Raw genomic sequence first — 22983 nt, 5'->3', positions numbered from 1 at the left:
TTCACGCGCCATGCATACCCTCTCGTTTCCCATCGGATACACTAACCTGCACGGCGTGTGCACAGCACACAGGCCGGAGGTTCGTGCTATGGTCTGGCACGGCTGGCCTAATTGACAACGGTGAGCATGGGGCTTTTCTCCTTCCTGAAGAGAAAGAACGACGATGCGGGGGTGCGCGATTGGCCGCCGCCCGAGTCGCGCCTGCGCGGCGAGCCGTCGCGCCTGGACACCGAGGCCGAGCGCGAACGCCAGCGCGAGATCGCGCGCGCCACCGCCGCCAAGATCGACGAGATCGAGCTCGCCTTCGCTTCCGATATGTTCGACGACGAGCCGGCCTGGGGCAGCGGCGTACGGCGCCCGGCTAGTAGCGTCGCGCATCCGGAACAAGACATTCCGCCCCAGACCGCGGCGCCCGCCAGTGCGCCGGCAATCGACGAAAGCGCCATCCTGTACGCCAACGGCCAGCCGGACGCCGCCGAGCAGTTGCTGCGCGCCTGCCTGCCGACCCTGGGCCGCGCCGAGCGCCTGCCGTGGTGGATGCTGTTCGACCTGTACCAGGCGGATGGCCGCGAAGACGCCTTCGAAAGCATCGCCATCGACTACGCCAGTCATTTCGAGACCTCGCCGCCGGCCTGGAAACCGCTGCCGGCGGCGCTTGACGCGGCCCGCCCCGGCCCTGGCCTGGCTGCGGTCGAGGCCTTCGGCCCCACGGTCGACGCCAGCGTCGCGGCGCGCTTGACCCGCGTGCTGGATGCGACGGCGCCGGTCGTGCGCCTGGACTTCGGCCGGGTGACGGCAATCGATGCCGACGGCGCCGCCTGCCTGCTGGCGGCGTTGCAAACATTACGCCTTCAGCAGACCGGCGGCCGCGAGCTGGTGCTGGCCGGCGCCGACACCTTGCTCGACACCTTGCGCCCGATGCTGGTCATCGGCCAACGCGCGACCAGCCCGGCGCCCTGGCTGCTGCTGCTCGAACTACTGCTATTGACGCACTGCGAAAAACAATTCGAGGAGGCGGCGATGGACTATTGCGTCACCTACGAGGTGTCGCCGCCCTCGTTCGAGGCGCCGCTGCGCGTGTCCACCGCCGCGCCGGCGCCCGGCCATGGCGACCGCTTCATGTTGCCGGCTGTCGTGAGCGGTCCGGACGGCGCCCTGCTGGCGGCCATCGATGCCTATGCCCAGGAGCGCGAGACGCTGGTGCTGGATTGCTCGCGGCTGGCGCGCATCGACTATGCCGGCGCCGGCAGCCTGTTGGCGCGGCTGGATGCGCACGGCGCCGCCGGCCGCACGGTCGAGCTGCGCGAGCTGAACCATCTCGTCGCCACCCTGCTGCGCCTGCTCGGCGCGGGCGATGGCGTGCGGCTGTATCCGCACCGCTACTGACTTTTTCTAGACGCTCAGAGCCAGCCAAAGGCCAGCAACAGCAGCAAGGTCACGACCAGCGACACGAGGATCGAGCCAAGGCAACCAAGCTTGTTGGAGAAAAATAAGAACATTGTTTGCTGCTCCATTCATCGGCGTAGGAACAGCGTACAGCCCGCTACTTACGTCAGGCGCACACTTGGCGCTGAGCATTTAAGGCTGAGCTAATCTTGCAATCCCACGCGCGATCCCCACCTGCTGTTGGCTAGAACATCACGAGGTCAAAATGGAACAATTTCACGGTACAACCATCGTCAGTGTGCGCCGCGGCAGCCAGGTCGCGCTGGGCGGCGATGGCCAGGTCACGCTCGGCAATGTCGTCATGAAGGGCTCGGCGCGCAAGGTGCGCAAGCTGTATCAAGGCAAGGTCCTGTGCGGCTTTGCAGGCGGCACGGCCGACGCGTTCACCCTGCTGGACCGCTTCGAAGGCAAGCTGGAAAAGCACCAGGGCAACCTGCTGCGCGCCTCGGTCGAGCTGGCCAAGGACTGGCGCACCGACCGCGTGCTGCGCCGCCTGGAAGCGATGCTGCTGGTGGCAGACCGCGAGTCGACCCTGATCATCACCGGCAACGGCGACGTGCTGGAACCGGAAGACGGCATCGGCGCCATCGGTTCGGGCGGCGTGTATGCCCAGTCGGCCGCCAAGGCGCTGTACGAGAACACCGACATGCCGCCGGCCGAAGTCGTCAAGAAGGCGCTCACCATTGCCGGCGAGTTGTGCATCTACACGAATATGTCCCACATCATCGAGACCCTGGACTGATATGAGCAGCATCATGAACATGACCCCACCGGAAATCGTCTCCGAACTCGACAAGCACGTGGTCGGCCAGGGCAAGGCCAAGAAGGCGGTCGCGATCGCCCTGCGCAACCGCTGGCGGCGCCAGCAGGTCGACGAGAGCCTGCGCTATGAAATCACGCCCAAGAACATCCTCATGATCGGCCCGACCGGCGTCGGCAAGACCGAGATCGCGCGCCGCCTGGCCAAGCTGGCCGACGCGCCCTTCATCAAGATCGAAGCGACCAAGTTCACCGAGGTGGGCTATGTCGGCCGTGACGTCGACACCATCATCCGCGACCTGATCGACATCGGCGTCAAGCAGACCCGCGCCAGCGAAGCCAAGAAGGTGCGCCAGCGCGCCGAGGACGCGGCCGAAGACCGCATCATCGACATCCTGGTGCCGCCGGCGCGCGACTTCGGCTTCAACACCAGCAACGGCGCGGCCGATTCGAAGGAAGGCGAAGCCACGCGCCAGACCTTCCGCAAACGCCTGCGCGAAGGGGCGCTCGACGACCGCGAAATCGAGATCGAAGTGGCCGACGCCGCGCCGCAGATGGAAATCATGGCGCCGCCGGGCATGGAAGAAATGACCGAGCAGATCAAGTCGATGTTCGCCGGCGTGGGCAATGCGCGCAAGAAGCCGCGCAAGCTCAAGATCAAGGATGCGATGAAATTCCTGGTCGACGAAGAAGCCGGCAAGCTGCTCAATGAGGATGAACTGAAGCAGAAGGCGATCGCCAACGTCGAGCAGAACGGCATCGTGTTCCTGGACGAGATCGACAAGATCGCGACCCGTTCCGAGAACGGCGGCGCCGACGTCTCGCGCGCCGGCGTGCAGCGCGACCTGCTGCCGCTGGTCGAGGGCACGACGGTGAACACCAAGTACGGCATGATCAAGACCGACCACATCCTGTTCATCGCCTCCGGCGCCTTCCACCTGGCCAAGCCGTCGGACCTGATCCCGGAACTGCAGGGCCGCTTCCCGATCCGCGTCGAACTCGAATCGCTGTCGATCGACGACTTCAAGAGCATCCTGACCTCGACCCACGCCAGCCTGACCAAGCAGTACGAGGCGCTGCTGGCGACCGAGGGCGTCAAGATCGAGTTCGTGGACGAAGGCATCCATCGCCTGGCGGAGATCGCGTTCTCGGTCAACGAACGCACCGAGAACATCGGCGCGCGCCGCCTGTACACGGTGATGGAAAAGCTGCTGGAAGAGATCTCGTTCAGCGCCGGGTCCGAGAAAGACCAGGTGGTGCGGATCGACGCGGCCTATGTCAATGAGCGGCTCGATGCGCTGGCGGTCAACGAAGACCTGTCGCGCTACGTGTTGTAACTATCCTGGCGGAGGCTCGGATGGCGAACAAGGCATTGGCGACACGGCAGAAGATGCGCTTGCGCGTCGAGCCCTCGCAGCAGTTCGGCAAGCCGCGCAACCCGCTTGCGGCGCTGGCCAAAGCGCGCGCGGCAGGGTCGCATGCCAAGCCGCTGTCGAGCGAGCGGCATGAAGCCAAGCAGGCGCTCAGGAAGGTCAGGCTGGTGGCGGACGAGGACGACTGAGCCTGCGCCAGCCCGATCAAGTATTTCTCCTTGCGGACACTTCGGTGTCCGCTTTTTTTCGTCCATCGGCCCAAAGCGCCGTTCATCGCACGCGTCTTGTCCCTGTCCCCGTTCAACGGTAGAGTCAAGCGTCGCCATTCTTTACGGATACCATGAGCTCACCCGACCTGATCCTCGACGCCCTGCGCGCCCGACTGCGCGCGGCCGGCATCACCTACAAGCTGCTGGCCGAGCGCATCGGCGTGAGCGAATCGAGCGTTAAACGCATGTTTGGCCAGAAGGACATGGCGCTGTCGCGGCTGGCCGAGATCTGCCAGGCGACCGGCATCCCGCTGGAAGAATTGCTGCGCGGCGCGCTCGACACCCGGCCCCAGCTGGATGCCCTGAGCCTGCCGCAGGAGCGCTCGCTGGTGGCCAATCCGCGCCTGCTCCTGATGGCGATCTGCTGTCTCGGCCACTGGAACGTGGAACAGGTCATCGACACCTACAAGCTGAGCGAGGCCGAGTGCATCACCCTGCTCGCCGAACTCGACCGGCTGGGCCTGATCGAACTCAAGCCGCTGAACCGTTACCAGCTGCGGGTGTCGAACGCATTCCGCTGGCTGCCGGATGGGCCGGTGCAGCACTTCTTCCGCGAACACGTGGTGGAGGATTATTTTGCCGGGCACTTCGACGGTGCGGGCGAGACGCTGATGTGCCTGCCGGCGCGGTTGTCGCCTGCCAGCGCAAAAGAGTTGTCGCTCAAGATCGAGCAACTGGCGGCGGAACTGGCGCGGCTGCACCTGAACGACCGGCGCCTGCCGGCCGGGGAACGCGAGGGCTATACCTTGTTGCTGGGATTCAGGTCGTGGGAACTGGCGGCATTTACCGCGCTGCGGCGCTGATGGGTTTCGGTGTAATGAAGAGGCCTTAACGGCCTGCTTACTGGGTAATCGGCTGCTGGGTCTGGTTCATCGGCGGAGCATTCGGCGGCATCTGCACATTGCGGCTCTGCTGGGTCGGATCGCCCTGCTCTGGCGGCGGATCCTGCGGCTCTTGCGGCGCCTGCTGGTCTTGTGGCGCCTGCTGCTCTTGCACCACTTGCGCATTCTCAGGCGTGGTCGGCGTGCCCTGCGGACCGCCGCCCGGTGGCGGCACGCTGCGCATCGTGGGCGGCGGGTTGACCACGCCCGGCGCGGTCTGCGGTTCCACGGCCGGCGCCGCAGTCATCGGTTGCGGCATCTGTTGCTGCATTTGCTGCTGCATGCGCGGCTCCGGCGGCATGATCGACGTCGACTGGCCGGAATCGGCCGCCAGTTCCACCCGCTTCATCACGCCGCCATCCGACAGCATCACATAGCGTCGGTGCACTTCGGCCACGGTCACGCCCGGCGCGATTTCGCGGCCGATGCGCACCGCCTTCGGGGGCTGGCCGTCGGCCACCAGGATTACCGCGCTGTTGGCGCCGGCCGACACCACGCCGGTGAGCTGGAAATTGGAAATCACCGCGGTCGGCTGGCCGCCGAACAGCGTTGCCGCGGCCTCCGGGCTCGGGGGCGGCTGGGTGGCGACCGGCGCCGCCGCCAGCGGCCGCTGCTCCGGCTTGTACAGCTGCAGCACCCAGTAGGCGATCGAGGCCGCCAGCAGGATCAGGGCCAGCAGGCTGAGAAGAAGAGGCAAACGCTTGTTCATATTATTGACTGCCATTGTTTTACTGCACCAGCTGGTTGATTTCGATGATCGGCATCAGCACCGCCAGCACGATCAGCAGCACGACCAGGCCCATGGCCAGGATCAGCACCGGCTCGAGCAGGCCGGCGATCGTGAGCGTGCGGCGCTCGAGGTCGGCCTGCTGCGAATTGGCGGCGCGCTCGAGCATGGCCGGCAGTTCGCCGGTGATCTCGCCGGCGCGGATCATGTGCACCAGCATCGGCGGGAAATGTTTTTGCGCCGACAATGCGCGCGCCAGGCTCACGCCTTCACGCACGCTGGCCGTGGCCTGCTCGACCAGCTCGGCCATCGCCACGTTGGACAGGGTCTCGCGGCTGGTGTCGAGCGCGCGCAGGATGGGCACGCCGGAGCCGGTGGTGATCGCCAGGGTGCTGGCGAAGCGCGCCGTATTGAGGCTGCGCTCGAACTTGCCGTAGATCGGAGCGGTCAGCAGCCAGGTGTGCCAGCGCCGCTTGAGGTCGGGATTGCGCAGCGCGCGCCGCCACAGCCAGAACGCGCCGCCGATCAGGATCGCGCAATAGATGCCGTAGGCGCGCACGAAGTCGGACACGGCCAGCATGACCACGGTGAGGAAGGGCAGCTTTTGCTTGGTGTTGGCGAACACCGAGACGATTTGCGGCACCACATAGGTGAGCAGGAAGATCACGATCGCGAACGCGACCACGGTCACGATCGCCGGATAGGTAAACGCCAGCCGCACCTTCTGCACCAGGGCGTTGCGGCGTTCGATGTAGTCGGCCAGGCGCGACAGCACGCGCGCGAGCTGGCCGATCTGCTCGCCCGAGGAGACCAGTGCGCGGTAGATCTCGGCGAAGTCGCGCGGGTGGTGCGACAGCGCAGTGGAAAATGACGAGCCGCCGATGACTTCGGAACGGATCGAGGCGATCAGGTCGCGCATATAGGCGCGCTCGGCCTGCTCCAGCAGCGCGGTGAAGGCTTGCTCGAGCGGCAGGCCGGCCTCCAGCAGGCTGGCCAGCTGGCGCGTGAACAGGGCCAGCTCGTTCTGCGACAGGCGCTCGCCGATGCCGCGCGCACGGGTGACACCCGAGGCGTCGACCTGGGCGCTAATCGCCTCGACGCTCAACGGCGTCAGGCCTTGCGTGCGCAGGTCGGCGCGCGCCGCGCGCGGGCTGTCGGCGTTGACCACGCCCTTGCGGGTGGCGCCGCCGGCGTCAACGGCTTCGTAGCGAAATGCCGGCATCAGTCAGTTCCCATCCTCGCGAATCCCCCTTAGTCTTTCGTCACACGCACCAGTTCGGCGCGCGTGGTGGTGCCGTCCGCCAGCCAGCGTTCGCCGTCGTCGCGCATGGTCTTCATGCCGGTGCCCAGCGCAGTATCGCGGATCTCGGCTTCGGAGGCGCGGTTGTGGATCTGGGAGCGGATCTGCTCGGTGGTCTCGAGCAGCTCGTAGACGCCGACCCGGCCGTGATAGCCCGTATGGCCGCAGCGCTCGCAGCCGACCGCATGCCAGGTGGTACCGTCGAAGGTCTTGCATTGCGTGCAGAGTTTGCGCACCAGGCGCTGGGCCATCACGCCCAGCAGCGACGAGGACAGCAGGAACGGTTCGATGCCCATGTCCAGCAAGCGGGTCACCGCCGAGGCGGCATCGTTGGTGTGCAGGGTGGCCAGCACCAGGTGGCCCGTGAGCGAGGCCTGCACCGCGATCTGCGCCGTCTCCAGGTCGCGGATCTCGCCGATCATGATCACGTCGGGGTCCTGGCGCAGGATGGCGCGCAGCGCTTTCGCGAACGTCATGTCGATGCGGGCATTGACCTGCGTTTGACCGACGCCGTTCAGGTCGTACTCGATCGGGTCTTCCACCGTCATGATATTGGTGGTGGCCGCGTTCAGGCGCGACAGCGCCGCGTACAGGGTGGTGGTTTTACCGGAACCGGTCGGGCCGGTCACCAGCACGATGCCGTGCGGCTGGTTGATCAGGCGGTCGAACTGCGGCAGCATGCCCTCGGCCATGCCGAGGTGCGACAGGTCGAGGCGTCCCGCTTCTTTATCGAGCAGACGCAGCACGGCGCGTTCGCCGTGGCCGGTCGGCAGGGTGGAGACGCGCACGTCGACCGGCTTGCCGCCCACGCGCAGGGTGATGCGGCCATCCTGCGGCAGGCGTTTCTCGGCGATGTCGAGCTGCGACATGATCTTGATACGCGAGATCAGCGAGGCGTGGATCGCCTTTTTAGGACGCACGATGTCGCGCAGCGCGCCGTCAATGCGAAAGCGCACCACCGAAGTCTGTTCGAACGGCTCGATGTGGATGTCGGACGCGCCTTCGCGCAGCGATTGCGTCAGCAGCGCGTTGATCATGCGGATCACCGGCGCATCGTCGGACGATTCCAGCAAGTCTTCGATGGCGGGCACGTCTTGCAGCAATTTGGTCAGGTCGAGGTCGGCGTCGAATTCGTCGACCACCTGCGACGCATCGCCGCCGCCGCCGGCATAGGCGCCGGCGATGGCCGTATCGAGCTCGTCGCGATCGAGGCGGCGCAGCTGGATGCGGCCGAAACGGCGCGATACCTCGGCGATGGCGGATGGCGGCGTGGCGCTGGACACCAGTACTTCGACGCTCTGGCCCGGCTCGCCATTACCGCGCGCCAGCACGCCGTGGTCGCGGGCAAAGGCGTAGGGCAAGAGATTGTTCATGATGCTTACTCTCAGTTCGTTTGCTGCACCGGACGGCTTGGCGCGCTTGGCACTGCCGCGCCGGGCATGACTGCGCCCGATCGTGGTTCAGACACGCCCGCACCCGGCGCGGTTCCTTGATGGCGCGATGCCGCGCCATCGTTGGATGCGCCCGGCGCCGCGTTCGGCGCCGGCTGGCGCTGGACCGGCACGGTCGCCATGCCGCCACCGGCCGGCGGCTGGCCCTCCACCAGCGGCGGCAGTTGCGGCGCGCCGAGGTCGCGCAGCAGCGGCGTCGATTCGAGCTGGGCGGCGGCGCCGGCCGCGCGCATATAGTCGTAGCGGTCCATCGCGATCGAATTCGAAGCTTCCTTGCTGCGCACCACCACCGGGCGCAGGAACACCATCAGGTTGGTCTTGACGCGGCTGCGGGTACGGTACTTGAACAGGTTGCCGATCACCGGAATGTCGCCCAGGCCGCGCACTTTCTCTTCGCCATCGCCTTCGCTGTCCTCGATCAGGCCGCCGAGCACGATGATCTGGCCGTCGTCGGCCAGCACATTGCTCTCGATCGCGCGCACATTCGTGGTCAGGCCCGATTCGGCATTGCGGGTCGAGGCGTCCACGCTCGAATTCTCGTGGTAGATCGCCATCTTGATGGTACCGCCTTCCGAGATCTGCGGACGCACGCGCAGCAGCAGGCCCACGTCTTGCCGGTCGACGGTCTGGAACGGGTTGCCGCCGCCGGTGGTGCTGTTGGTGGCGAACGAACCGGTGATGATCGGCACGTTCTGGCCAACCTTGATGGTCGCCAGCTCGTTGTCGAGCGTGATCATGTTCGGCGTCGACAGGATGTTGGCGTTGCCGTCGGTTTCCAGCGCGCGCGCTACCGCGCCCAGGCCGAGTTCGCCGCCCACCTGGCGGAACAGGCCGAAGGTCAGGCCGGTCGGCAAGACCGGCACCGACGTGCCGGTGGTGCCGCCGGTGCCCTGGGAAGCCGCCAGCGCCAGGTTGACGATGCTGTTGCCCGAGCCGCCACCGGTGAAGTTCTGCAGGCCGCCGAAGCGGTATTTGCTGTCGGAATCGCCGGTGGCGCCGACCCACTGCACGCCGAACTCGGAGGCTTTGTTGGAGGTGACTTCGACCACCAGCGCCTCGATATAGACCTGGGCCCGGCGCACGTCGAGCTGGTCGATCACGGAGCGCAGGTTGCGGTACACCGCGTCCGGCGCGGTGATGATCAGGCTGTTGGTCGAGGCGTCGGCCTGGATGAAGCCCGAGCCCTGGCCGCCGCCGCTGCCCTGGGCGCCTTGCTGGCCCTGCTGGCCGAAGGTGTTGCTGGTGCCGCCGATGCTGGTGCCGCCCTGCAGGCCCTGCTGGCCGCCGCCGAGGCCGCCCTGCCCGCCCTGGCCCGCCTGGCTGCCGGTGCCGGACGTGATCGAGCTGCCCTGGGTGCCTTGCTGCACCTGCAAGGCCGATGAGTCTTGCGAGACCACGGCGCGCAGGGTCTGGGCCACGCGCGTGGCTTCCGCGTTCTTGAGGTAGACGACGTGGATATTGCCCTTGCTCGAGCTTTCTTGATCGAGGCGGGCGATCAGGCTCTTGGCCAGGTTGGCGCGCGCCTGCGACGGCGCGCGGATCACGACCGAGTTGGTGCGCGGGTCGGCCAGCACCGTGACCCGGCCCGAGTCGCCGCCGGCGGCCGGTTCCATCAGGCGCGTGACGAGCGTGGCGATGTCGCTGGCGATCGCGTTGCGGATCGGGACCACGTCGAGGTCGGCCGCCACCGGCGCGTCGAGCGCGGCGATGATGCGCGCCAGGCGGCGCAGGTTGTCGGCGTAGTCGGTGACGACCAGCGTGTTGTTGCCCGGGTTCGCCATGATGGAGTTATTGGGCGAGATCAGCGGGCGCAGCACGGCGGTGAGGTTGGCGGCCGACTCGTAGGACAGATAAAACACCTGGGTCGCGATCTGGTCGCCGGTGGCCTTGCTGGAGCGCACGCCGCCGACCTGGGTCGGCGAGGATTGCAGCTTGGCCTCGGCCTCGGGCACCACCTTGGCGTAGCCGTCGCCGCTGGTGACCACCGCGAAGCCCTGCAGGCGCAGGGTCGAGGTGAGCAGGCCGAAGGCTTCGGACTTGCTCAGCGATTTCTCGGACACCAGGGTGAGCGTTCCCTTGACCCGAGGATCGATGATGAAGGTCATGCCCGTGTAGTGGCCGATCGCCTTGATCACCGACTCGATGTCGGCATTGACGAAGCTCAAAGCGGCGGCGTTAGCGCTTTCTTGCGCCAGCACGGGCAGCGGCAGCGCGATCATGGTGGCGGCGCAGCACAGCATGGCGCCGGCGGCAAGGCGGCGCAAGGCCGGCAGTTGCAGGGCCGTCAAATCGAGGGGCGCGGAGGTGGAGCGGTCTGTTTTCTTCATTATCTGAACTCGAGTGCGATTACGTTTTTGCCGTTCACCATCCGGCGCTGACCCAGCAGGTTCAACATGGTCCCAAGCTGGTCCTCATAGCCGTCGGCGGCGCTGGCCTGGCCCGAAAAGCGCAGGCGTCCATTTTGCAGTACACCCGCGCCCGACAGCAGCAAAGCGCCACGCACGGTGCGCAGGGTCAAATCGGCCTGCGGTCCACGCCAGTCCATGATCATTTCATAACTGCCAAGCGGCTTGATGGGCGACATGCGCGAACCCATATCGCTCATCGACAGGACGGTGCGCCCCTGCACCGTCACGGTGTTCTGCTGGCGCAGCAGGTCAAGCGCGTTCCAGGACAGCCGGATACGGCCGCTCGGCGCCAGCGTATTGAGCGGCGCGCCAAGGCCCGACAGCCCCTCGGCCGGCAGCAGCAGCTCGCCGGCATTGACCTGCCAGCGCGACCAGCTGCCCTCGACCCGCACCGGGTTGGCCAGCGCCTGGGGATTTTCCAGGCTCATGCTGACCTGGCCCAGCACCACCAGCGGCGACAAAGTCCAGGAAAAACGGCCCGGCAGCAAGGGCGTGACCGCCCCGCCCGGCCCCGGCGCCCCGCCGATAAAGGCTGAGCCGCGCCAAAGCGTACCCTGCGCATCCCCCAGCGTCAATCGACCGCCGGTCTGGCGCTCGACCATCGGGCCGAGCCAGGCCGCCGGCAGGAAAGCCAGCACCGTCGCCACTACCGCCAGGATGACCAGCAAGCCCCACGTCAGCGCCCGCCTCATGAAGCCGGATCGCTGCGCTGGCGCAGCGTGAGCGTGGCGTCGACCTGGCCCAGCGCGGTCTGGGCGCTGAACTGGGCGTCTTGCACCATCAGGCGGCTCTCGCGCCGCTGGGCGTCGAGCCAGGCCATCAGGTTGGCGAAGGAAACATTGTTGAGCTGAACCTTGGTGTATTCGCCGCTGACCGACAGCGAGGTCGGCTTGAGGCCGCGCGCCGCCATGCTGGCGCCGAGCGACTCGTTGGTGACCGGCGTGACGGCGGGTGCCGGCTCGCTGGCCGCGGCCCGCGCTTCACCGGCCAGCGTCTCGAGCTGGGCCGCCTGCTGGCGCAGCTCGGGCAAGGACCGGCGCAATTGTTCGCGGCCATCGAGCGCGGGCTCGAGCAGGACGAGATAGAACAGCGCCAGCGCGGCTACGGCGCCGCCGACGAGCAGGAATTTGCGTTCCTGCTCGGTGCGCGCGATCCAGTAAGCGGTGGCGCGTTCGCGCAGGCCGCTGATTTTGCCGGCGATATTCATTGCATGCCCCCCGATTGCGTGACTCCAGTTTGCGAGGCACCACTGCTGCGAATCAACCACGTATTGGCGTCGGGCGCTTCCAGGCTGAGGTGGCGTGCCGCCAGGGCCGGACGCAACTGGTCTGCGGCGCCGGGGTTGGCGGATTCAGGTTTGACGCGCACCGTGAGGGCACGTTCGCGAAACTCCATTGATGCAATCGCAGGCGGCGCGCCGAGGCCGCCAATGGCTTCGCCGAAGGCGGCCGCCATAAAGGTGAATTCATCGCCGCCCACCTCGCCGCTGCCGGCCCTGGCGCGCGCGATGCTCTGCTGCATCTGCGCCACCGGATCGATCGCCGGCTGGCCCGGATACACCGAGCGGAACGTCTGGCTCATCTGCTGGCGCACGGCGTCGGCCTCGCGCTTGAGGCCCAGCCACTCGACGTTGAGGCCGATGACATTGACGACCAGCGCCGCCAGGGCGAGCCGGATCGGCCAGCGCCAGCGGCGCCAGTCGCGCCGGGCCACGCCGGCCGTGCCCAGGCCGGGCACCAGGTCGAGCGCGGGCCCGACGGCGCCGCCGTTATTGCTGCCGCGGGCGCCGGCGATCCAGTGCGCCCAGTTGTCGCTTTCGAGGGTGACGCCGGGGCCGGCCTCGGCCAGCAACGCCTGGTATTCCCCCATCTGCTCGTGCTCGACGTACAGCACCAGCGGCGCATCGCCGGCCAGCGCGCGCGCCGTCTGCAGGGCCACCACCGGGCTGCCGTCGAGCGCCAGGCCCAGGCCTTCATACTGGCTCTGGCGCAGGATCAGTTCGCCCTTGCCGAAGGCGGCGCTCACGCTGCCTGGATGCAGGGGCAGGCACAATTGTTCCGGCACGGCCACCACGGCGCGCGCGCCCATCTCCAGGAGTTTGCGCACCAGCGGCTCGAGCCAGGCCTGCTGCACCACGGCCACCGGACGGCGGCCGTCGGCCATGGCCGGGCCGGCCACCAGCACGCAATCGAGCGGGTCGCCCAGGATATATTCTTCGACCAGGGCCGGCAGCGCCGCGCGCAGGCGCGCGCCGGCCAGCGGCGGCGCCTGCACCGCCAGCAGGGTGACGTCGCTGGCGGCCAGGATCAGCACCACGCGCCGGCTGGCCGCGACCACGTCGCCCAGGTTGCGCAGCACGCCTTCGCCCTGCTGTCCGATGGCGCCGTTGTCGCCGACCATCGCGAACCTGCACAAGGCGCCTTCGCCTTCGCTCCTGGCCGGATGCCGGATATAAAGAGTAGTCAAACCGTCTCGCTTTCTTCTAGTTCTGGCGGGTCCAGATCACGCTCACACCACCGGCAGGACCAACATTGGTCAGGCTGCCTTTCTGCACCAGCGACTCCGCGTCCAGCGCCGCGCGATCCAGGCGGATGCGGCTCTGCACCAAAAAATAATTGCTGGTGGTGCTGATTTTCGGTCTCTCCGGCGCCTCTGACTTGCACTGCAATTCATTTTCAAACATCGCTACATCGTTCCACGGTATCCGCTTGCGCTGCTCGACCATGGCATTGGCCTGAGAGATCGAGCAACCAGGCAAGACCGCCGCCAGCACCTCGGCCGGCGCCGTGTTCACGTTCACCGTCGTCGCTTGCGCCGGCAGCACGATCACGAACGGACGCAAGGCCTCGACCGTCTCGGGCTTGACGCCCTGCACCGCCAGCAGGTCGTCCACCCGCAGGACCGGCATCGGATTGCCCTTGCGCGGTGTCTGCGCGGTGTTGTCCGCGTCGTCCTGCTCCTGCGCCAGCGCCTGGCCGGCGGCGACGAAATCGGCGATCGGACGCGCCAGCCGCGGCTCTTGCCGCACATTGGTCAACAGGCGGCGGAGCACCTCGGTCTCGACGGAATCGCGCTTGCCGCCCGCCGCCAGGTTGTTCAGATTGTATCGCGCCGTGGCATCGTAAACCTGACCCGACAGGGATGCATTGAAATTTTCTCCCTGCACCCGCTCACGTTCGATGTACTGGTCGAGCCGGGTCTCGGCCAGCGGCGTGGCCCAGATCTGGTCGAGCGAGATGCGCCCGCCGAAGGGCTGGCGCAGGATCACGCTGGCCCAGTCCAGGGCGCCGCGCTGGATCCACTTGGTCTGCAGCTGCAGGCGCTGGTTTTCCATCGAGCGCACCTGCACCTGCTGCTGCCAGAACAGGCTGGCGACGATCGAGATCGCCAGCGTGGTCAGCAGCAGGGCCGTGACCACGGCGACGCCGCGCTGGCGGCGTGGATGGCGCAACAGACGCATCAGGTGCCTCCCAGCAGGAAGGACTTGACCATCGGCTGGCCCAGGCCTTGCACGGTGAGCGCCACCTGCACGCCGGTGGGCTCGCGCGAGCGGGCCGGGCCCAGGGCCGGATCGATAGGCGGGGGTTGGCCCTCGCCATTACCACCGACCGCGGTCGGCTCATTACGCCAGGCATTGTTTTGCCAGCCCTGCACCTGCATGCCGGTCACGCCGACCTGCAGTGCAACCGACGGCGAATTCTCGGCCGGCGCATCGGATGCGATCGCCTGCCACAGCTGGGCGATCTGGTCGAGGTCGCGCGTGCCGGGCGACTCGCGCCGCATCAGCTGGCCATTGACCACGCGGTAGCTGATCACCTGCAGGCGCGATGGCTCGTGTTCGACGAAGACCTTGCGCACCAGCGTCAGGCGGTCGGCATCCCACAGCAGCGCCGGGCGGCCGCGCATGATGTCGTTGCCGGCCGCATTCTCGCAATCGTTCTGCATCTGGGCAAAGGCCAGCTGCATGCCGCGCGTGATTTCCATCTCGTGCGTGAGCGCCACGCGCGCGCGCACGATGCCGTCCAGCCCGCGCCAGCCGAGCACGGCCACCATGGCGAGGATGCCGATCGCCACCAGGAGTTCGACCAGCGTGAAGCCTGCATGCCGCGAGCTGGCGTTCATATCGGGGAAGGCCTCAGGACCAGTTGGATGAGTTTGACAATGCGGCGCCCCGGGTTGTCGGCGTCGAACACCGACACTTCGATCCTGCGCAACAGCGGGTTGGGACTGACCAGCACTTCTTCCTCGCACATCAGGTTCAGGTCGCCTTGCGGGCAGGGAAAGCTGCGCTTGCCGATCTCGGGGAACTCGCGGCCCAGGCGGATCTGCACCAGCCGGTTCTCGGCCGACCAGGTCGCCATCATAGAGGCGCGCAGGCCGGCGCTATTGGTCGTCAGGCTGCCCACCGCGCGCAGGCCGGCGGCCAGCGCGGTGCCGACGATGACCAGCGCCACCAGCACTTCGAGCAGGGTGAATCCTGAGTCTCTGCGAGACGGCATCATGGTCCTCGGCGTCATTCGACGGTAAAGTGGCCGACGCCGTCGGCGCGGATCGCGACCGCGTTGGCGCCGGACGCCAGCGTCAGCACGAAGGGACGGTCGACCGGCTCACGGCCGAAGGTGATGCGCAGCATGTCCGGGCCGCCGCTTCCGGCTCCACTTCCGGACGGTTCGAGCACCAGCCGCAGCGGCGGATTCTTGAAGCTGCGCTCGCGCAGCAGGTCGTCGCGCGTGACCGGCTCCCAGCCGGTGTCGCCGCGCACCATGAAGCGGTAGCGCTCGCCGTTGGCCTCGAACGCGACCAGGCGGTTGCGCACGATGGCTTCGTCGCGCGCCAGCTGCAGCAGCAGCGCGATGCGCCTGGCCTCGTTCTCGAGGTCCTGGCGCGGACTCGGGAGAGCGTTCAGCGTAGCCAGTCCCAGCGTGATGCCGATGATGACCATCACGACCAGCAGCTCCACCAGGGTGAAGCCGGAGGACAAGCCCCGCGCGCGCCAGGCCGGCATGGGAAAGATGTCTTAGTGCCAGGAACCGACGTCGGCATCCTCGCCGTTGCCGCCCGGCTGGCCGTCGGCGCCGTAGGAGAACACGTCGATCTCGCCTTTCACGCCCGGCGACAGGTATTGGTAAGCATTGCCCCAAGGATCCTTCGGCAGCTTCTCGATATAGCCGCCGTCCTTCCAGCCGTTGGCGGCCGGGCCGGAGGTCGGCTTGGCGATCAGGGCGTTCAGGCCCTGCTCGGTGGTCGGATAGCGCTGGTTGTCGAGCTTGTACAGCTTGAGGGCCTGCATCATGGTGGCGATGTCGACCTTGGCGGCAGTGACGCGCGATTCGCCCGTGCGGCCCAGCAATTTAGGCACGACCAGGGCGCCGAGAATGCCGATGATGACCACGACGACCATGATCTCGACCAGGGTAAAGCCGCGGGCGCGACGTTGTGTGCGTTGGAAATTCATATGCAGTGTGATTAGGCTGGTGAATCGGTGGAGCCGGGACAGTATACGGCCGAAATATGACAAGATAATACTGCGGATGAGTCTGCGTACAATTACTGTGCGAATGATTACATCGCTACCGGCGGCGGGTGTGCAATTGTAAGCTACCTACGCCTGTCACGACACCTTGGATCCGCGCGATTAAGGCAGTCCTCATCAAACCTCGCTCCGCCTGGCGCACACCGGGCAATCGGCATTGCGCGCCACCTTGACGCCAGTCCACTCCATGTATTTCCCGTCCAGCATCAGAAGGCGGCCGACCAAGGGCTCGCCGACGCCCGCGATCAGCTTCATCGCTTCGGCGGCCTGGACCGCGCCGACGATGCCGACAAGCGGGGCGAACACCCCCATGGTGCTGCAGGCAACGTCCTCAAAGCCGCTGTCTTCAGGGAACAGGCAGGCATAGCACGGGGCATCGGGCTGGCGCGGGTCGAACACGGACAGCTGGCCGTCGAAGCGGATCGCCGCCCCCGACACCAGCGGCACGCCGGCTGCGACGCAGGCGCGGTTGACGGCGTGGCGGGTGGCGAAGTTGTCGCTGCAGTCGAGCACGACGGTGGCCGTGCGCACTAGCGCCAGCAGGCGCTCGGGGCCGGCCCGTTCGTTCAGGGCGACCACCTCGATCTCGGGATTGATCGCGAGCAGGGCCGCGCGCCCGGACTCGACCTTGGGCTGGCCGATGCGCGCGGTCGTGTGCATGACCTGGCGCTGCAGGTTGGTCAGGTCGACCGTGTCGTCGTCGACCAGGGTGATGCGGCCGATGCCGCCCGACGCCAGGTAGAGCGCGGCCGGCGAGCCGAGGCCGCCGGCGCCGATCACCAGGGCATGGGCCTCGAGCAGGCGCTGCTGGCCTTCAATGCCGATGTCGTCGAGCAGGATGTGGCGCGAGTAGCGCAGGAGCTGGTTGTCGTTCATGGTTTTAGGCCGCGGGTGGGCTGGCAGGACTTGGGTCCCCGCCTGCGCGGGGACGACGTTGAGAGACGTGTGAGGATTGCTTCAAGCTCGACTTCGGCCACGTCCCTGAGTACGTCATCCCCGCGCAGGCGGGGATCCAAGCTCAGCCCGCACCACCCCAACATCATTTCTTCGGCGGCGCCTTCAATTCAGGCAATTTATGCTCCGCCCCCGGCAATGGCGCCGGCGCGGGTTTGTCTTCGTCGGGCACGCCCTTGGCCAATTGCACCGGCTGGCCCTTGAAATGCTTGATCGCCTGCGCCAGCTGGAAATCGTCCTGGCCGCCGAACTCGATCGGCTTGCGGTCCTTCAGCAGGGCCAGCGCGCGCTGCTGCTGCGCCAGGCTGGGGTTCTGGTCCTTGGGCGCCGCTTCCTTCTCGCCTTCGGCCGCCAGGTGGCGCTGCAAGTCCGCTTCGCGCACGCGCAGGGCGTTCAGCAGGTCGCCCTCGGCGCTTTCATCGACCCGCATATCGGGTTCGATGCCGGTGGCCTGGATCGGCCGCCCTTTTGGCGTGTAGTAGCGCGCCGTGGTCAGCTTGATCGCGGTGTCTTCCGACAGTTGCCGCAAGGTCTGCACCGAGCCCTTGCCGAAGGTGCGGCTGCCCATCACGATCGCGCGCTGGTAATCCTGCAGCGCGCCGGCCACGATTTCGGAAGCCGAAGCCGAGCCGCCATTGACCAGCACCACCATCGGCACCGATTTGAGGCCGGCCGGCAAGCCTGCAAGCGGGTCGCCGCGCTGGGCATAGAACTCGCGCCGGCCATAGAAGGCCTGGTTCGAATCCGCAATCTGGCCCTTGGTGGACACGATCACCTGGTCCGGCTGCGGCAGGAAGGCGGCCGAGACGCCGATCGCGCCCGGCAGCAGGCCGCCCGGGTCGTTGCGCAGGTCGAGCACCAGGCCCTTGATGTCGGGTTGTTCGGCGTACAGTTCTTGGGTTTTCTTGGCCAGCTCGTCCAGCGTGTTTTCCTGGAACTGGCTGATGCGCAACCAGGCATAGCCGGGCTCGACCATCTTGGCCTTGACGCTGACGACCTTGATTTCCTGGCGCGCGATCGGCACCACCCAGGGCTTGTCTTCGCCGGGACGGGCGATGGTGAGCGTGACCTTGCTGCCGACCTTGCCGCGCATGCGCTTGATCGCCTCGTCGGACGACATATTGCGCACGGGGACATTGTCGATGCGGGTGATCAGGTCGCCCGGCTTGACGCCGGCCTTGAAGGCGGGCGTATCCTCGATCGGCGACACCACCTTGATATAGCCGTCCTCGTTCGAGATCTCGACGCCGACCCCCACGAATTTTCCCTGCACCGCCTCGCGCATGTCGCGGAAGGCCTTGGGATCGAGGTAGACCGAATGCGGGTCGAGCGAGGCGACCATGCCGCCGATCGCTTCCGACAGCAGTTTTTTATCTTCCACCGGCTCGACGTAGTCGGTCTTGATCAGGCCATACACGTCGGCCAGCTGGCGCAGCTCGTCGAGCGGCAAGGGCGCGCCGGCCTTTTGCGCATGGGCCGACAGCTGGAACGATGCCGCCACGCCAACCAGCACGCCCACGCCGACCAGCCCGAAATGCTTTGCTTTCATGCCCATGTTGACCCTTGTTGTACCTAGAACCGGACCCAGCCCGCCGGATCGATGGCCTTGCCACGATGCCTGAGCTCAAAGTATAGCCCCGATTCCTCGTTGCCACCGGTATTGCCGGCGCTGGCCACCGCCTCGCCGGCGCGCACGCTGTCGCCGGGACGCTTGAGCAGCGACTGGTTATTGCCGTAGATCGACAGGTAGCCGTCGCCGTGGTCGATGATGATCAGGTTGCCGAAGCCGCGCATCCAGTCGGCGTGGACCACCCGGCCCGGCGCCACGGCCCGCACCTCGGATCCTTCGGCGGCCTTGATGAAATTGCCCTTCCAGGTCGGACCGTCGCCGCGGCGTCCGCCGAAGCGGGCCACGACGCTGCCGTTGACCGGGCTGGCCATGCGGCCCTTTAGCGCCGTGAACGAGCCACTGGCTGCGGCCGGCCCCAGGATCGGCGGCGGCGGTTCGCTCGGGCCGGCGTCTTCCTGGTCCGGCTCCTGGGCCAGGATCGGTGCTTCCTTGATCGGCTCGGGCATCGGCTTGGGCTTGGCGCCCGGCTTGGCGTTTTCGCGCGCGATGCGCTCGCGTTCGCGGTCGCGCTCGGCCTTCTCGGCCGCCGCTTTCGCGCGCGCGACCGCCAGCGCCTTCGCTTTCGCCTCGGCCGCGGCTTTTGCTTTCGCACGCTTCGCGGCAAGGGCGGCCTGACGCTTGCGCTCGGCTTCTTCCTGCTCGCGGATCAGGCGCTCGAGGCGGGTCACCAGGCCCACCATGCGTTCCTCGTCCTGCGCCAGGCGGCTGGCCTCTTTGCGCTGGTCGGCCAGGCGGGTCGACAAGGTGTTGAGCAGCGCAGCGCGCTTGGCTTTTTCCTTCTCCAGCAGCGCCTTCTGGTCGAGCTGCTCCTGGGCGATTTCTTCCAGCTCTTGCTGGGCGTTCTCGACCTGGTCGCGGTTAGCCTCGACCTGCACCAGGTTGCCGCGCAGCGAACCGAGCAGGCGCGCCTGCGCCTGGGAGACGTAGGCCATCAGCTGCAGGTCGCGGCTGATGCGGTTCGGGTTATCCCCGGACAGCAGCAGCTTGATCCGGTCTTCGTTGCCAGCCACATAGTGTTCTCGCAACAGCTTGGCCAGCTGCTTTTGCTGGGCGGCGATGGTCTCGTTCAGCTGTTCCTGCTGCGCGGCCAGGTCTTGCAAGCGCGTGTTGGTGGCGCCCTGCTCTTCCTGCAGGTCGCGCAGCGCCCGGTTGGCGTCGGAGATGGCGGCCTCGGACTCGGCCAGCGTGTCGGCCGCGTCTTCCCTGGCGCTTTCGGTCTGGCTGATGTCGCGCTTGATCGCCTGCAGCTTTTGCTGGATGCCGGCGCGCTGCTTCTCGGCCGCCGCCTTCTGGCGGCTGCGCTCGGTCTGGCGCTGGGCCCAGGCGTCGGTTGCGAACGCGCTCGACAGCGCGACCGCCAGCAACGTACTCATGAGTACGCTGCCGGCTCCCTTCATGAATGGCAAACGCAAGACTTACTTTGCCTTCCCTTGGTTGGCCACGGCCGCCATGGCGGCGGCGATCGCTTCCTGGTCGCCCAGGTAGTAGTGCTTGATCGGCTTGAGGTCGGCGTCCAGCTCATACACCAGCGGCTGGCCGTTGGGGATGTTCAGGCCGACGATGTCGGCGTCGCTGATATTGTCCAGCATCTTGATGATGGCGCGCAGGCTATTGCCGTGGGCCGAGATCAGGATCTTCTTGCCGGCGCGGATGGCCGGGGCGATCTCGTCGTTCCAGGCCGGCATCACGCGCGCCACGGTGTCCTTCAGGCATTCGGTCAGCGGGATCTGCTCGTCGGTGAGCGCTGCATAGCGCGGGTCGCCGAACGAGGTGCGTTCGTCGTCCTTTTCCAGCGCCGGCGGCGGGGTGTCGTAGCTGCGGCGCCAGACCAGCACCTGCTCGTCGCCGAACTTGGCGGCAGTCTCGGCCTTGTCCAGGCCCTGCAGCGCGCCGTAGTGGCGTTCGTTCAGGCGCCAGTCGTTCTTGACCGGCAGGTACATCGCGTCCATCTCGTCCATCGCCAGCCACAGGGTGCGGATGGCGCGCTTGAGCACCGAGGTATAGGCCACGTCGAAGGTGAAGCCGGCTTGCTTGAGCACGCGGCCGGCGCTTTTCGCCTCGGCCACGCCTTTTTCGGTCAGGTCGACGTCGGTCCAGCCGGTGAAGCGGTTTTCCAGGTTCCAGGTGGATTCGCCGTGGCGCATGAATACGATCTTGTACATTAGTCTCTTCTTCTCGAAAAAATTCTGGTTGAAGTCCGGTCCGGCATCTATTTTATAATGCCCCGATTCAGTTCAACCAATCGGAACCCTTGTGAATTTCTTACTCGATAATATCTTCGTTGTTGCGATCGCTGTGATTTCGGGCCTCGCCCTGCTGTGGCCGGCACTGGCGCCGCGCGGAAAACGCGCCACGCCGCTGCAGGTGACGCAGATGATCAACCGCGGCAAGACCACCGTGGTGGACGTACGCAGCGCGGAAGAATTCGCGGCAGGCCACCTGCGCGACGCGAAACACATCCCGCTGGCAGACTTGGGCAATCGCATCGGCGAACTGGACAAGTCGAAGAGCCGTACCGTCGTGGTGGTGTGCCAGACCGGCGCCCGTGGCGACAAGGCCGCACGCCAGCTGCAGGCGGCCGGCTTCGAAGACGTCCACAGCCTGGAAGGCGGCCTGACGGCCTGGACGGCTGCAGGACTGCCGGTCACCAAGTAAAGGGCCCTCGAAAAACCGTCGCGAGCGGCAGCAGTTTCGGTCGAGAAGCGCAACCGTACGGGCGTACGGTGAGCATCGCAGACTGAAACTGCAACGCGCAGCAGGTTTTTCGAGGTGCCCTAAACCCGCCGGCCCGGTGTTCGGGCTGGCAGACACGAAAGGATTCAGCATGACAGCCCACGTCGTTCTCTACCACACCGCAGCCTGCCCTTATTGCGTGCGCGCCGAGCGCCTGCTCGAAGCCAAGGGCGTGCATGACATCGAACGCATCCGCGTCGACCTCGACCCGGAACAGCGCCAGATCATGATGCAGCGCACCGGCCGCCGCACCGTGCCGCAGATCTACGTTGGAGACACCCACGTCGGCGGTTTCGACGATTTGTATGCGCTGGACCAGGCAGGACGCCTGGACCCGATGCTCAAGGGCGAGTAAGCTAATTGGGCTGAACGCGGCGGCGGGCGGCAAAGCCGCTATTGCTTCCAAGTTGGTTTTGCTACAATTGTCGTCGCGTTTGACCCAAGCACCCCGGAGCGGCCTGCCAAACTGGCGATCTGCTTCCCACTATTATTAGAAAGCGTTCCATGTCTGACGAAACTCTGCAACCAGTATTCCAAATCCAACGCGTCTACCTGAAAGACATGTCGCTGGAGCAACCGAATTCGCCATCGATCTTCCTGGAGCAGGAAGCGCCGGCAATCGAAGTGTCGCTCGACGTCGGCGCCGAAAGCATCGCCGAAGGCATCTACGAGTCGACCGTGACGATCACCGTCACCGCCAAGGTCAAGGACAAGGTTGCGTTCCTGGTGGAAGGCAAGCAGGCTGGCATCTTCGAAGCCCGCAACATCCCTGCCGAGCAGATGGATCCGCTGCTGGGCATCGGCTGCCCGAACATCATCTACCCATACCTGCGCGCGAACATCGCCGACGTGATCAGCCGTGCCGGCTTCCCGCCAGTGCACCTGGCCGAGATCAACTTCGAAGCGTTCTACCAGCAGCGCGCCGCGGCCATGGCTGAAGCAGCCACCGCACCGGCAAACTAAGCACCACCATGACGGACGCGGCCCAGGTCGCGTCCGTGCCAGCCCTTTGGCGTCGCGGTTCCACCTACAACCCCAGGCCCGCCATGCTCCCTTCCCGACTTCTTGCAGCTGCTCCACTGTTGGCAATGACAGTGCTGGCCGCGCCGAGCGCTCACGCCTTCGATTTCAAGACGGTCGGCACCGCCCCGGCGATCCTGTACCAGACGCCATCGGCCAAGGGAAACAAACTCTATCTGGCGCCGCCCGGCATGCCGCTGCAGGTCATGATTGCCTATGGCAGCTGGGTCAAGGTGCGCGACATGAACGGCGACGTGGCCTGGACGCCGGCAAATTCGCTGGCCGCGCGACGCAATGTGCTGGTACGCACGCCCGGTAGCCGGGTCCATTCCGGCCCCGATGAAACCTCGGCGGTCCTGATGACGGCCGACAAGGGCGTTTTACTTGAACTGGCCGATCCCCATGCCGTCGTCTGGGCGCGCGTGCGCCATCGCGACGGCATCATCGGCTATATCAAGGTCTCGGACATCTGGGGCCTGTAATCCACTCCAGGAGTTCC

At 66.5% G+C, this 22983-nt stretch carries 25 protein-coding genes; 9 read left to right on the top strand and 16 right to left on the bottom strand.

What is annotated here, in order from left to right:
- Positions 1-126: 126 nt before the first annotated feature.
- From SOM28_RS15215 to SOM28_RS15195, 5 genes are all read left to right on the top strand, one after another.
- On the top strand, positions 127-1386 hold the full coding sequence (locus tag SOM28_RS15215; protein WP_320468617.1) for an STAS domain-containing protein: 1260 nt from the start codon (positions 127-129) through the stop codon (positions 1384-1386).
- A gap of 265 nt (positions 1387-1651) precedes the next feature.
- The gene (gene hslV / locus SOM28_RS15210; RefSeq protein WP_109345517.1) at positions 1652-2188 is read left to right on the top strand and encodes an ATP-dependent protease subunit HslV; all 537 of its coding nucleotides are present in this window, start codon (positions 1652-1654) and stop codon (positions 2186-2188) included.
- 13 nt (positions 2189-2201) lie between these two features.
- Entirely contained in the window at positions 2202-3542 is a 1341-nt protein-coding gene (hslU, locus tag SOM28_RS15205; protein ID WP_183407337.1) for an ATP-dependent protease ATPase subunit HslU, read from the top strand.
- A 20-nt stretch (positions 3543-3562) separates the two neighbouring features.
- Positions 3563-3766: a hypothetical protein gene (locus SOM28_RS15200; protein ID WP_123068268.1), complete on the top strand. Its 204-nt coding sequence runs from the start codon at positions 3563-3565 to the stop codon at positions 3764-3766.
- Positions 3767-3918: 152 nt separating this feature from the next.
- On the top strand, positions 3919-4650 hold the full coding sequence (locus tag SOM28_RS15195; RefSeq protein WP_123068267.1) for a helix-turn-helix domain-containing protein: 732 nt from the start codon (positions 3919-3921) through the stop codon (positions 4648-4650).
- Between the two features lie 37 nt (positions 4651-4687).
- Here the strand turns inward: SOM28_RS15195 and SOM28_RS15190 are convergent, their stop codons facing one another.
- The 16 genes from SOM28_RS15190 to gpmA all read right to left on the bottom strand — a co-directional run bounded on the left by SOM28_RS15190 (position 4688) and on the right by gpmA (position 20893).
- Positions 4688-5437 carry a hypothetical protein gene (locus tag SOM28_RS15190; protein WP_229414844.1) on the bottom strand — a complete coding sequence of 250 codons (750 nt, stop codon included), beginning with the start codon at positions 5435-5437 and terminating at the stop codon, positions 4688-4690.
- Between the two features lie 19 nt (positions 5438-5456).
- Complete coding sequence (gene gspF, locus SOM28_RS15185) at positions 5457-6677, bottom strand: type II secretion system inner membrane protein GspF (RefSeq protein ID WP_320468616.1); 1221 nt, start codon at positions 6675-6677, stop codon at positions 5457-5459.
- Positions 6678-6706: 29 nt separating this feature from the next.
- The gene (gspE, locus tag SOM28_RS15180; RefSeq protein ID WP_320468615.1) at positions 6707-8128 is read right to left on the bottom strand and encodes a type II secretion system ATPase GspE; all 1422 of its coding nucleotides are present in this window, start codon (positions 8126-8128) and stop codon (positions 6707-6709) included.
- Positions 8129-8139: 11 nt separating this feature from the next.
- The gene (gene gspD, locus SOM28_RS15175; protein WP_320468614.1) at positions 8140-10533 is read right to left on the bottom strand and encodes a type II secretion system secretin GspD; all 2394 of its coding nucleotides are present in this window, start codon (positions 10531-10533) and stop codon (positions 8140-8142) included.
- On the bottom strand, positions 10533-11306 hold the full coding sequence (gspN, locus tag SOM28_RS15170) for a type II secretion system protein N (protein WP_123068262.1): 774 nt from the start codon (positions 11304-11306) through the stop codon (positions 10533-10535). The genes gspD and gspN overlap by 1 nt, the downstream gene beginning before the upstream one ends.
- Entirely contained in the window at positions 11303-11821 is a 519-nt protein-coding gene (locus SOM28_RS15165) for a type II secretion system protein M (RefSeq protein ID WP_320468613.1), read from the bottom strand. Before SOM28_RS15165 ends, gspN begins: the two co-directional genes overlap by 4 nt.
- Positions 11818-13080, bottom strand: a complete 1263-nt coding sequence (gene gspL, locus SOM28_RS15160; protein WP_320468612.1) for a type II secretion system protein GspL — start codon at positions 13078-13080, stop codon at positions 11818-11820. Before gspL ends, SOM28_RS15165 begins: the two co-directional genes overlap by 4 nt.
- Positions 13081-13096: 16 nt before the next feature.
- Positions 13097-14074, bottom strand: a complete 978-nt coding sequence (gene gspK, locus SOM28_RS15155) for a type II secretion system minor pseudopilin GspK (protein WP_320468611.1) — start codon at positions 14072-14074, stop codon at positions 13097-13099.
- Positions 14074-14736: a PulJ/GspJ family protein gene (locus SOM28_RS15150; protein ID WP_320468610.1), complete on the bottom strand. Its 663-nt coding sequence runs from the start codon at positions 14734-14736 to the stop codon at positions 14074-14076. Before SOM28_RS15150 ends, gspK begins: the two co-directional genes overlap by 1 nt.
- Positions 14733-15113 carry a type II secretion system minor pseudopilin GspI gene (gspI, locus tag SOM28_RS15145; protein ID WP_370663525.1) on the bottom strand — a complete coding sequence of 127 codons (381 nt, stop codon included), beginning with the start codon at positions 15111-15113 and terminating at the stop codon, positions 14733-14735. The genes SOM28_RS15150 and gspI overlap by 4 nt, the downstream gene beginning before the upstream one ends.
- Positions 15114-15127: 14 nt before the next feature.
- Positions 15128-15619 carry a GspH/FimT family pseudopilin gene (locus SOM28_RS15140; RefSeq protein ID WP_320468609.1) on the bottom strand — a complete coding sequence of 164 codons (492 nt, stop codon included), beginning with the start codon at positions 15617-15619 and terminating at the stop codon, positions 15128-15130.
- A gap of 12 nt (positions 15620-15631) precedes the next feature.
- A complete protein-coding gene (gene gspG / locus SOM28_RS15135) occupies positions 15632-16069 on the bottom strand; it encodes a type II secretion system major pseudopilin GspG (RefSeq protein ID WP_123068255.1) in 438 nt (145 codons plus the stop codon).
- Positions 16070-16264: 195 nt separating this feature from the next.
- Entirely contained in the window at positions 16265-17023 is a 759-nt protein-coding gene (locus SOM28_RS15130) for a HesA/MoeB/ThiF family protein (RefSeq protein ID WP_320468608.1), read from the bottom strand.
- Positions 17024-17186: 163 nt separating this feature from the next.
- Positions 17187-18656, bottom strand: a complete 1470-nt coding sequence (locus tag SOM28_RS15125) for a S41 family peptidase (RefSeq protein ID WP_320468607.1) — start codon at positions 18654-18656, stop codon at positions 17187-17189.
- A 17-nt stretch (positions 18657-18673) separates the two neighbouring features.
- Positions 18674-20104, bottom strand: coding sequence for a murein hydrolase activator EnvC family protein (locus tag SOM28_RS15120; protein ID WP_320468606.1), 1431 nt, complete (start codon positions 20102-20104; stop codon positions 18674-18676).
- Positions 20105-20146: 42 nt separating this feature from the next.
- Positions 20147-20893: a 2,3-diphosphoglycerate-dependent phosphoglycerate mutase gene (gene gpmA / locus SOM28_RS15115; protein WP_320468605.1), complete on the bottom strand. Its 747-nt coding sequence runs from the start codon at positions 20891-20893 to the stop codon at positions 20147-20149.
- Positions 20894-20984: 91 nt separating this feature from the next.
- On the opposite strand from gpmA, the gene SOM28_RS15110 reads away from it, so the two are divergent.
- From SOM28_RS15110 to SOM28_RS15095, 4 genes are all read left to right on the top strand, one after another.
- On the top strand, positions 20985-21386 hold the full coding sequence (locus SOM28_RS15110) for a rhodanese-like domain-containing protein (protein ID WP_123069252.1): 402 nt from the start codon (positions 20985-20987) through the stop codon (positions 21384-21386).
- 169 nt (positions 21387-21555) lie between these two features.
- Positions 21556-21819: a glutaredoxin 3 gene (grxC, locus tag SOM28_RS15105; RefSeq protein ID WP_005663754.1), complete on the top strand. Its 264-nt coding sequence runs from the start codon at positions 21556-21558 to the stop codon at positions 21817-21819.
- A gap of 149 nt (positions 21820-21968) precedes the next feature.
- The gene (gene secB / locus SOM28_RS15100; RefSeq protein ID WP_123069253.1) at positions 21969-22427 is read left to right on the top strand and encodes a protein-export chaperone SecB; all 459 of its coding nucleotides are present in this window, start codon (positions 21969-21971) and stop codon (positions 22425-22427) included.
- 125 nt (positions 22428-22552) lie between these two features.
- Positions 22553-22966: an SH3 domain-containing protein gene (locus tag SOM28_RS15095; protein ID WP_320468643.1), complete on the top strand. Its 414-nt coding sequence runs from the start codon at positions 22553-22555 to the stop codon at positions 22964-22966.
- Positions 22967-22983: the final 17 nt, after the last annotated feature.

The sequence above is a fragment of the Massilia sp. CFBP9026 genome, from assembly GCF_034045165.1.
Classification (GTDB): Bacteria; Pseudomonadota; Gammaproteobacteria; order Burkholderiales; family Burkholderiaceae_D; genus Telluria; species Telluria arenae.
Note: the sequence above shows the minus strand (reverse complement) of the source record. Positions and strands in the feature narration are given on the sequence as shown.